Origin of the sequence: Streptomyces sp. ICN903 (assembly GCF_022015835.1) — a bacterium.
Lineage (GTDB): Bacteria > Actinomycetota > Actinomycetes > Streptomycetales > Streptomycetaceae > Streptomyces > Streptomyces fenghuangensis.
Map to the genome: position 1 here is coordinate 669 of NZ_JAKMAY010000135.1, position 1975 is coordinate 2643.

The window sequence follows — 1975 nt, forward strand, 5'->3', positions numbered from 1 at the left end:
CCCGCCACCCCCGCCGTACGGGCCAGCGACAACGTCGGCCTGACCGTCCGGCACGGGGAGGTCTTCGGACTGCTCGGCCCCAACGGCGCCGGGAAGACCACCCTGGTGCGGCAGCTCACCGGGCTGCTGCGCCCCGATTCCGGGCGCGTCGAGGTCCTCGGCCACGACCTGGTCCGCCATCCGCGGCGGGCCGCGCGGCTGCTGGCCTACCTCGGCCAGGAGTCCACCGCGCTGGACGAGCTGACCGTGGCGCTGGCCGCCGAGACCACCGGACGGCTGCGCGGTCTGGACGCGGCGGCCGCGCGGCGCGAGAGCGGCGAGGTCCTGGAGGAACTGGGGCTCGGCGCGATCGCCTCACGCCCCCTGAAGCGGCTCTCCGGCGGCCAGCGGCGGCTGGCCTGTGTGGCGGCGGCGCTGGTGGGGGAGCGGCCCCTGCTGGTGCTGGACGAGCCGACCACCGGCATGGACCCCGTCGCGCGGCGCGCGGTGTGGGCGGCGGTCGACCGGCGGCGGGCCGAGCGCGGGGCCACGGTGATCCTGGTGACCCACAACGTCATCGAGGCCGAGCTGGTCCTGGACCGGGTCGCGGTGATGGACCGGGGCCGGGCCGTGGCCTGCGGCACCCCCGCCGGCCTGAAGGCCATGGTCGGCGAGGACGTACGGCTGGAGCTGGTGTGGCGCGACCGGCCGCCGCTGGAGGTCCCCGAGGTCGCCGCGCTGTGCCCGGACGCCGCGGAGACGGGCCGCCGCTGGACGCTGCGACTGCCTCCCGAGGAGGCGCGCGCGGCGGTCGCCGCCGTCACCGGCGGCCCGGCGTTCGCCGCGCTGGACGACTTCACCCTCGCCACGCCGAGCCTGGAGGACGTCTACCTGGCACTGGGAGGACACACGGAAGGTCTGGTGAAGGCGTGAGCACGGCCGTGGCGAGGACCCGGCGGGAGGCCGCGGAGGCCGCGGAGGCCGCGGAGGCCGCCGGGAGCGCGGGAACCGGCGGGGAGGCGGAAGGGGCGGGAGCCGCCCCGCTCGCCCCGGGCGCGAGGCTGTGGCCCGCCCTGGGCGCCGTCTACCGGGCCCAGCTCTCCCGGGCGCGGGTGGCCCGCATCCCGCTGCTGTTCGTGGCGACCTTCCAGTCGGTCGGGATCATGGTCCTGATGCGCGGGGTCGTCGACGGCGGCCCCGGTGAGGAGGCGCGGGCGGTGGTGGCCGGCTCCAGCGTGCTGGTGGTCGCCTTCGTCGCGCTCAACCTCCTGGCCCAGTACTTCGGCCAGCTGCGCGCCTCCGGGGGCCTGGACCACTACGCCACGCTGCCGGTGCCGCCCGCCGCGGTGGTGCTGGGCACGGCGGGCGCGTACGCCTCCTTCACGGTGCCCGGCACGGCCGTCACCGCGGTGGCCGGCTGCCTGCTCTACGGACTTCCGCTGGACGGACTGTGGCTGCTGGCGGCGGTGGTGCCACTGGCCGGCGCGGCGCTCGCCGGGCTCGGCGCGGCCCTCGGCCTGCTCGCGCCCCGCCAGGAACTGGCCACGCTCTGCGGGCAGCTGGGCATGTCGGCGGCCCTGCTGCTGGGCGTGCTCCCGGCCGGAGGTCTGCCGGAGCCGGTCAGGCTGCTGCGGGACCTGTTGCCCTCGACATACGGCGTGGAGGCGCTGGCCGCCGTCCTCGGGCCCCGGCCGCACTGGGACGAGGTGGTCCTCGACCTGGGGGTGTGCGCCGCGGTCGGAGCCGCGGCGCTGGCCGCCGCCGCGTGGGCGTACCGCCGGGCCGCGGTGCGCTGAGGGCCGCTCCGGCTCCGCACCCGGCCGCCGCCCGGACCGGGTGATCGCCGTGTGCGGTACCGCCCGGCGGGCCGGGGGCCGGACCTGGCACGATGGCGGGGTGACCGCACCGACGCCTCCCTCCCCGAACCACGGCTCGTCCCAGTCGCCCCCGCCCTACGACCCGTGGGGGAGCGATCCGCGCGGCAAGGACCCCGGCG

The 1975-nt window shown here is 78.1% G+C and carries 2 protein-coding genes; both read left to right on the forward strand.

The features are described from left to right. Positions 1-912: ABC transporter ATP-binding protein (locus L7D48_RS15535; RefSeq protein ID WP_237880034.1), on the forward strand; the 912-nt coding region annotated here is incomplete at its 5' end. Further along, the gene (locus tag L7D48_RS15540) at positions 909-1775 is read left to right on the forward strand and encodes an ABC transporter permease (RefSeq protein ID WP_237880035.1); all 867 of its coding nucleotides are present in this window, start codon (positions 909-911) and stop codon (positions 1773-1775) included. The genes L7D48_RS15535 and L7D48_RS15540, both read left to right, overlap by 4 nt. Positions 1776-1975: the final 200 nt, after the last annotated feature.